The organism is Methylobacterium sp. WL116 (assembly GCF_008039455.1).
Lineage (GTDB): Bacteria > Pseudomonadota > Alphaproteobacteria > Rhizobiales > Beijerinckiaceae > Methylobacterium.
Genome location: NZ_VRUV01000204.1, coordinates 1 through 7,777 on the forward strand (window position 1 = coordinate 1; position 7,777 = coordinate 7,777).

General features: G+C 68.7%; 5 protein-coding genes and 1 pseudogene. 2 read left to right on the top strand and 4 right to left on the bottom strand.

Features of this window, described 5'->3' with window-relative positions:
• Positions 1–54 precede the first annotated feature (54 nt).
• Complete coding sequence (locus FV223_RS15260; protein ID WP_147727834.1) at positions 55–258, bottom strand: hypothetical protein; 204 nt, start codon at positions 256–258, stop codon at positions 55–57.
• A 189-nt stretch (positions 259–447) separates the two neighbouring features.
• Between FV223_RS15260 and FV223_RS15265 the strand changes: the two genes are divergently transcribed.
• A complete protein-coding gene (locus tag FV223_RS15265; RefSeq protein ID WP_147727835.1) occupies positions 448–1,809 on the top strand; it encodes a nucleotide sugar dehydrogenase in 1,362 nt (453 codons plus the stop codon).
• 72 nt (positions 1,810–1,881) lie between these two features.
• On the opposite strand, the gene FV223_RS15270 is transcribed toward FV223_RS15265, so the two are convergent.
• The gene (locus FV223_RS15270) at positions 1,882–2,856 is read right to left on the bottom strand and encodes a phosphoribosylaminoimidazolesuccinocarboxamide synthase (RefSeq protein WP_187276151.1); all 975 of its coding nucleotides are present in this window, start codon (positions 2,854–2,856) and stop codon (positions 1,882–1,884) included.
• Positions 2,857–3,047: 191 nt separating this feature from the next.
• Here FV223_RS15270 and FV223_RS15275 point away from each other — a divergent pair, with 191 nt between their 5' ends.
• Positions 3,048–5,720 (top strand): glucosidase, encoded by a 2,673-nt coding sequence (locus tag FV223_RS15275; protein WP_147727837.1) that lies wholly within the window; start codon positions 3,048–3,050, stop codon positions 5,718–5,720.
• Here FV223_RS15275 and FV223_RS15280 read toward each other — a convergent pair whose 3' ends face one another.
• Together FV223_RS15280 and FV223_RS30470 are read right to left on the bottom strand one after the other, a co-directional pair.
• Complete coding sequence (locus tag FV223_RS15280) at positions 5,721–7,388, bottom strand: VWA domain-containing protein (RefSeq protein ID WP_147727838.1); 1,668 nt, start codon at positions 7,386–7,388, stop codon at positions 5,721–5,723. It lies immediately after the preceding gene.
• A 32-nt stretch (positions 7,389–7,420) separates the two neighbouring features.
• Positions 7,421–7,777, bottom strand: a pseudogene (locus FV223_RS30470) (pilus assembly protein); the annotation flags it as partial.

Sequence of the window (7,777 nt, forward strand, 5' to 3'; positions counted from 1 at the left end):
AGCGCGCGGCGATCGCGTCGATCGAGACGTGGGGGCCGGCGGCTGGGTCTTCGGTCATCGCATGCGTTCCAGCGCCGGGCCGTCGCCGAGCGACACGGCGGCATCGAGCGGCGTGTTGTCGACGATCGACCGCAGCGCCCCTTCGGCCATCTGCAGCTTTGCCAGCTCGGTCCCGATCCGCTCGTACTCGGCCTGAAGGAGATCACGGCGCTGGCTGATTTCCGCAAGTGCCTTCGTGATGGTGTGATCTTCTGCCATGGCCGCCTCTACTCTCGAATGGGGGCCATAACTCATAGGCGCCAAGACGGGTCAAGACCGGCAAGGGCATTGCCATCTGTACGTCAGGAAAACCGCCCTGCGGATGCCGACGCCCTGGCCTGAGGCCGCGGACCGGGTAAGACACGATCGCCGGGCCGCTGCGACGAGCCCGGCGCTGGAACGCATGCGATGACCGAAGACCCAGCCGCCGGCCCCCACGTCTCGATCGACGCGATCGCCGCGCGCTTCGAGCGCTGCGCCGCCACCATCGGGGTCGTCGGGCTCGGCTATGTCGGCCTGCCGCTCTGCCTCGCGGCGACGGAGGCCGGCTTCGCCGTCGTCGGCTTCGACATCGACGCCGACAAGCCGGCGATGCTGATGCGCGGCGAGACCTATCTTGAGCACATTCCGGCGCCGGCGGTGGCGGCGATGGCGGGAAGCGGCCGCTTCCGCGCCACGACCGATTTCGACGGTCTGGCGCAGGTCGACGCGATCCTGATCTGCGTTCCGACGCCGCTCACCCGGCAGCGCGAGCCCGACCTGTCGTTTGTGCGCACGACCACGCAGGAGATCGCGAAGCGCTTGCGGCCGGGGCAGCTGGTCGTGCTCGAATCCACCACCTGGCCGGGAACGACCGATCAGGTCGTGCGACCGCTGCTCGAGGCGCTCACCGGCTATCGCAGCGGATCGGACTTCTTCCTCGCCTTCTCGCCCGAGCGCGAGGATCCCGGCAACCGCGCCTTCAGCACCGCGACGATCCCGAAGATCGTCGGCGGCGACGGCCCCGCGGCGGCGCGGCTCGCCGAGGCGCTCTATGCGCCGTTCGTCGCCCGCACGGTGATGGTGTCGTCCACCGCGACGGCGGAGGCGACGAAGCTCACCGAGAACATCTTCCGCGCCGTCAACATCGCCCTGGTCAACGAGCTGAAGGTGATCTTCGACGCGATGGGGATCGACGTCTGGGAGGTCATCGAGGCGGCCAAGACCAAGCCGTTCGGCTTCACCCCGTTTTATCCGGGCCCCGGCCTCGGCGGGCACTGCATCCCGATCGATCCGTTCTACCTGACGTGGAAGGCGCGCGAGTTCGGGATCGCGACGAAGTTCATCGAGCTCGCCGGCGAGATCAACCAGCAGATGCCGGGCTTCGTGCTCGACAAGCTGATCCGCGCCCTCGACACCCACGCCGGACGCGGCCTGTCGGGCAGCCGGATCCTCATCGTCGGCCTGGCCTACAAGAAGAACATCTCCGACATCCGCGAGAGCCCGGCGCTCAGGCTCTGGTCGATGCTGGAGGCGCGCGGCGCGCGGGTCGCCTACCACGATCCGTTCGTGCCCGCGGTTCCCGCGACGCGGGAATACAGGACGCTACAGGGCGCGAGATCGGTCGCGCTGACGGACGGGACGCTGGCGTCGTTCGACGTCGTGCTGATCGTGACCGACCACGACGCGGTCGATTACCCCGCGATCTGCGGGAGCGCCTGGATCGTCGTCGATTGCCGCAACGCGCTTCGCAGCCGCGGGCTGACCGCGAAGATCGTGATCTCGGCGTGATGGCGGCGCGGTCTTCCCTCCCTCCTTTGCGGGAGGGGAAACGCACCCGACCTTCCGGTTCGATCCGACCTCCTAAGTCAGATACGCCTTCAGGTTCTGGCGGATGCGGTCGAGCGGGACCTCGGCCGGGTCCGGCAGGGTGAACGTGGCGCCGGTGATCGTCTCGTAGGCGTTGATGTAGACGGCCGCCGTCTCCAGCACGATCTCGGCCGGGATTTCCGGGATCGGGTCGTTGTAGGGGTCGCAGCGCGCCACCACCCAGTTGCGGATGAAATCCTTGTCGAAGCTCTCCGGGGCCGCGCCGGCGGCGAAGCGCTCGGGATAGGTCTTCGCGAACCAGTAGCGGCTGCTGTCGGGAGTGTGGATCTCGTCGGCGAGCACGATGCGGCCGTCGGCGTCGGTGCCGAACTCGTACTTGGTGTCGGCGAGGATCAGCCCGCGCCGCGCCGCGAGGTCCTGGCCACGGGCGAACAGCGCGAGCGCCGTCTCCGACACGGTCCGCCACTGCGCCGGCGTGAGCAGGCCCTGGTCGAGGATCGCGTCGGCGGTCAGCGGCGCGTCGTGGGCGCCGTCGGCGGCCTTGGTGGTCGGGGTGATGATCGCCTGCGGCAGCCGCTCGTTCGGGCGCATCCCGTCCGGCAGGGTATGGCCGTACATCGTGCGCGCGCCGGCCTTGTACTGCGTCAGGATCGAGGTCGCGGTGCTGCCGGCGAGGTAGCCCCGCACCACGATCTCCACCGGCAGGATGTCGAGGCGTTGCCCGACGAGCACGTTCGGGTCGGGATAGGCGAGGACGTGGTTCGGGCAGAGGTCGGCGGTCGCCTCGAACCAGTAGCGGGCGGTCTGCGTCAGCACCTGGCCCTTGAAGGGGATCGCGGCGAGCGCCCGATCGAAGGCGCTGATCCGGTCGCTGCTGATCAGGATGCGGCGCCCGTCCGGCAGGTCGTAGTTGTCGCGCACCTTGCCGCGATAATGGTTCGGCCATTCCGGCAGCGTCGCGTCCTCGAGGACTTGGTGGGCGTGCGGGGCGAGGGATACCGTGTCCAAACCGGGTTGCTCCATCAGGCTGCGCGGATGACCGGACGCGGTGTGAACCAGCGCACGCGGCGTGACCAGCCCCCGCGTCCGATGCGGGGCGCGAGCCTTGCAGGACGGCGCCGCTCATGAAACCGCTCCGACCTGCGCGCGGTCCGCAGGCCCGGCTCGATCCGACGAACGTGAAGCGAGGGATTCTCGACGTGTCCCACACCCATCGACCGCCGCGCATCTTCGAGACCGTCGAGGGAGGGCGCCTCGCCGAGACCCGGACCGACCCCGCCTGGCGCCTGTGGGGGCCGTATCTCAGCGATCGGCAATGGGGCACGGTGCGGGAGGATTACAGCGCCGACGGAGAGGCCTGGGACTACCTGCCCCACGACCATGCCCGCTCGCGCGCCTATCGCTGGGGCGAGGACGGCATCGGCGGCTTCGCCGACAAGGACCTGAACTGGTGCCTGTCGCTCGCCCTATGGAACGGCTGCGACCCGATCCTCAAGGAACGCCTGTTCGGCCTGACCAATGCCGAGGGCAATCACGGCGAAGACGTCAAGGAGCTGTACTACTACCTCGACGGCGTCCCGACCCACGCTTACATGCGGATGCTGTACAAGTACCCGCACGACGCGTTTCCGTATTATCGCCTGACCGAGGAGAACGCGCGCCGCGGCCTTGACGACCGCGAGTTCGAGCTGATCGATACCGGCCTGTTCGACGCGGGCCGCTACTGCGACGTCACCATCGAGTACGCCAAGGCGGGGCCCGACGACGTGCTGATGCGGGTGACCGCAATCAACCGCGGCCCGGATGAAGCGACGCTGGCGCTGCTGCCGCAGCTGTTCTCGCGCAACACGTGGTCGTGGGCGAACGGCCCGCGCCCCGACCTGCGGCTCGCCGCCGACGGCACCGTGCTCGCCGTCCACCATGCCATGCCGGCGATGCGGCTCCATGCCGACGGGGCACCGGAATGGCTGTTCTGCGAGAACGAGACCAACGCCCACCGCCTGTTCGGCGCGCCGCAATCCGGATACCCGAAGGACGGGATCGGCCGTCGCGTGGTCGACGGGGAGATGGACGCGGTCAATCCTGACCGGTCCGGCACCAAATGCGCCGGCGTGCACCGGCTGACCATCGCGCCGGGCGGCGAGCAAAGCGTGCGCCTGCGCTTCCGCATCGCGGAGGCGTCCGGCGACGCCTTCGCCGACTTCGACGCGGTGTTTTCCGCCCGCATCGCCGAGGCCGACGCATTCTACGCCGCGTTGCAGGCCGACATCGCGGATGCCGACCGCCGGGCGGTCCAGCGCCAGGCCCTGGCCGGGATGCTGTGGTCGAAGCAGCTCTACCATTACGACGTGCGCGAGTGGCTCGACGGCGACCCGGCCCAGCCGGCCCCGCCCGAGGCGCGCAAGGCCGGCCGCAACGCCGATTGGCGCCACGTGCGGGCGCACGACATCATCTCGATGCCGGATGCCTGGGAATACCCGTGGTTCGCCTCCTGGGACCTCGCGCTCCAGAGCCTCGTCTTCGCGACGATCGACCCCGATTTCGCCAAGGGGCAGATCCTGCTGCTGCTCGACGACGCCTACGGCCACCCCAATGCCGAGGTGCCGGCCTACGAGTGGAACTTCTCCGATGCCAATCCGCCGCTGCACGCCTTCGCCGCGTGGCGGGTGTTCTCCCTCGACCAGGCGCTGACCGGGCGGCCGGACCACGACTTCCTTCTCCGGGTGTTCAACAAGCTGACGATGAACTTCACCTGGTGGGTGAACCGCAAGGACGCATCCGGGCGCAACCTGTTCCAGGGTGGCTTCCTCGGGCTCGACAACATCGGCCTGTTCGACCGCTCGAAGCCGATCGCGGGCGGGGCGCTGACGCAGTCGGACGCGACCGCCTGGATGGCGATGAACGCGCTCGAGCTGATGCGGATCGCGGTGGAGCTTGCGCTGCGCGATCCCGCCTACGAGGACATGGCGGAAAAGTTCTTCGAGCATTTCCTGCTGATCGCCGATGCCGCCGCGCGCAGGGGCGGCCTCTGGGATGAAACCGACCAGTTCTTCTACGACGTGATCGAGACGCCGGGCGGCGAGCGCATCCCGATCCGCGCCCGCACCCTCGTCGGGTTGATCCCGATCTGCGCGGTCGCCGTACTGCGCGAGACCGACCTCGTGAAGCTGCCCGGGCTGCAGAAGCGGCTGCGCTTCTTCCTGGAGAACCGGCCCGACCTCGCATCCCTGGTCTCGCGCTGGCAGGAGCCGGGCGAAGGCGGCACGGCCCTGCTGTCGCTGCTGCGCGGCCATCGCCTCAAGGCGCTGCTGCGGCGGATGCTCGACGAGGGCGAGTTCCTGTCGCCGCACGGCATCCGCGGGGTGTCTAAGGTCTACGAGCGCACGCCGTTCCACTTCGCCTGGGACGGGGCCGACCTGACCCTGCCCTACGAGCCGGCCGAGTCGCGGACGCGGCTGTTCGGCGGGAACTCGAACTGGCGCGGGCCGATCTGGCTGCCGATCAACTACCTGCTGATCGACAGCCTGCGCCGGTTCCACCGCTATTACGGGCCCGACTTCCGGGTTGAGGCCCCGACCGGCTCAGGGACCTTCCTGTCGCTTCAGGAGATCGCCGACGAGCTGGCGAACCGCATGATCGCGCTCTCGACCCGCGGGCCGGACGGGACGCGCCCGTTCCAGGCGACGAGCAGGCTGGAGCAGGAGGACCCGCATTTCCGCGACCACGTGCTCTGCTACGAGTACTACCACGGCGATACGGGCCGGGGCCTCGGCGCCTCGCATCAAACCGGCTGGTCGGGCCTGGTCGCGCTGCTGATCCAGCAATGCGCGCTCGGTCCGATCCACGCGCTGTCGCCCTCGGGCGCCTTGTGACTACTGGGTGAGCCGCAGCGTGCCGATGCTGGCCGCGATCTGGTTGAAGGCCGAGATGAGGCTGTTCGAATCGTTGGCGACGAACGATTGGGACGCCGTCGTCGCGCAGTTGCTCAGGAGGTTCAGGCCGGCACTGTCGATCGGGTCCGAGGGCACGCTGAAGCCGATCGTGTAGATCGAGATGCCGGCGCTCTTGGCGTTGCTGCAGGCCAGGGCCGTCAGCGCGTCGAGGGCGGCGCGTGCGTTGCTCGCGTTCGTGACGTTCTGGTTGCCGGGCGGGAGCCGCGGATTCGGCGTCGAACCGTCGACGTTCTGGAAGTAGCCGGCGGCGAAATACATCGACTGATTGAACGGCGAGTAGCCGTTCGTCGCCCAGCTGTTGGCGCCGTCGGTCATCAGGATGATGATCTTGTTGACCGTGCTCGACGCGTAGGGCGCACCGTCGGCGAAGACGCTGCTCGGCGACAGCGTCCGCCAGCCCCACATCAGGCCCTCGTGGATGTTGGTCGATCCGAGCGGCGCCATCGCGTTGATCAGCGACTTCAGCGTCGCCGTGCTGCTGGTCAGCCGTTGGAGCGGGCGGGTGGTGCAGCCGAAATTCGGGCCGTTCGGGATGCCGGTATAGCTGTTCGACGCGGTCGGCGATGCGTCGCGGGCGTTGACGTACTTGCAGGCGCGGCCCTCGGCGGCGGCGAAGGTGGTGCTCGACTGCGACTGGCTCGCACAGCTGTTGGCGTTGGTGTAGTCGTCGATGTAGCTGTTGAAGCTGAACGCGGAATTGTTGTTGTAGCCGGCAAAGGTCGTGCTGCCATCGCCCGGCTCGTCGGGCGCGAACATCGGCACGTAGTACGAGCTTGGGTTCGAGCTCGTCGGCGCGCCGTCCTGGACGTTGAGCGGATAGGGCAGCGTTTCCAGGCACCCGGCCCAGCCCCAGCCCGAGTAGGCGCTCTGCAGCGCCGTGAAGAGGCCGAAGCGGTTGGTGAAGCCGGCGGAGGCCGGTGCGATCACGTTGGTCCAGTGATAGGCCGACTTGCCGTTCTGGTCGATCCAGGTGGCATAGCGGTAGGCGGCCGGATCGACCGCGACCGCGGCGGCGAACGGCACGATCGAGATCTTGGTGCCGGTGGCGAAGGCGGCGTTGGTGTACACGTAGTCGACGAAGTTCGTCGCCGCCGTCTGCACCGCCTGGAGCTTGCTCTGGCCGCCGCTCGATTCCGCCATCGAGCCGGTGTTGTCGAGCACCAGGGCGATCTCGAAGGTCTTGGGCACCGGGGTGGCGCAGCGCGCCGACCCGCCCGGGCGCGGGGCCGTCACGCCCGTGATGCGGCTGTAGAAGACCGGCGAGACCATGTGCGTGGTCAGGGTGATCTGGCGCGGGTTCGCCGTCACCGCCAGCGGGTCGACCGTGAGGCCGGTCGCGCCCATGTAGCCCGTCATCATCGCGACGGCCTGGGCCTGGAGAGCCGGGTTCGTCGTCGCCATCGGCGTCTGGCACAGAGCGAGGGCGGTGGCGTCGGTCGCGGCCTGGAGCTTGGTCTCCATATAGGTGGCGAAGCCGTAATCGATCGCGGCGCCGGTGAAGCCGAGGAGCGGCAGCGCGAGCAGCCCGAACAGCAGGACGACGTTGCCGTCGCGCTGCCGCGCGAAGCGGCCGAGATGTCGGCGCATCGAGATCCTTCGAGGTGTCGAGCGGGCCGGGGTCACGGGCATGCTGCACCTCCCGGCATCCAGACTTCGGTGTAGGTGGATTTGGCGGGCTGCCCGCCGCGCGCCGGCCAGGGCATGCTGGATTTGAGCGTGATCGTGCTCGTGGCGCCGTTGACGAGCTTGACTAGCGCCGAGCCGAGCATCGGCGTGTAGGGCATGCTCACCTCGGTGAGGACGTAGCGGACCCCGTTGGTGCGGAATCCGGTCGGCACGGTGAGGTCGAAGGCGGCGCCCGTGGCGCGGGGCGACGCGTTGGCGTTGGCGGTGCTGGAACAGACCCGCGGGATCAGGTTGAGGTTCGTGAGGTCGACCGCCATCGCGCTCACCACGATCTTCACGCCGCTGGCGTC